The organism is Escherichia sp. AM3 (assembly GCF_032029835.1).
Lineage (GTDB): Bacteria > Pseudomonadota > Gammaproteobacteria > Enterobacterales > Enterobacteriaceae > Escherichia > Escherichia coli.
Genome location: NZ_JAVUPQ010001390.1, coordinates 1 through 229, shown reverse-complemented (window position 1 = coordinate 229; position 229 = coordinate 1). Strand labels below are relative to the sequence as shown.

1 protein-coding gene is annotated in these 229 nt (G+C 46.3%); it reads left to right on the top strand.

Features of this window, described 5'->3' with window-relative positions:
• The coding region (locus RTW80_RS31180; RefSeq protein WP_312722162.1) for a hydroxyisourate hydrolase at positions 1-80 on the top strand (80 nt) is incomplete at its 5' end.
• Positions 81-229: the final 149 nt, after the last annotated feature.

The window sequence follows — 229 nt, the reverse complement described above, 5'->3', positions numbered from 1 at the left end:
CCGTCACCCGCACCAATGAACAACTGCACATCCCGCTTCTGCTCAGCCAGTACGGTTACTCAACTTACAAGGGCAGCTGATTGCTCTTGATTTTAAAGACGATTTAAAAATAATCCCGCCAAGACTTGGACAAATACGCATTGTTGTGTAACTTTTAGGTATGAGATCGGGAGGTGCACACCATGACAACAAAACCTGTGCTGGGTATTAGCGGATGTTTGACCGGTTC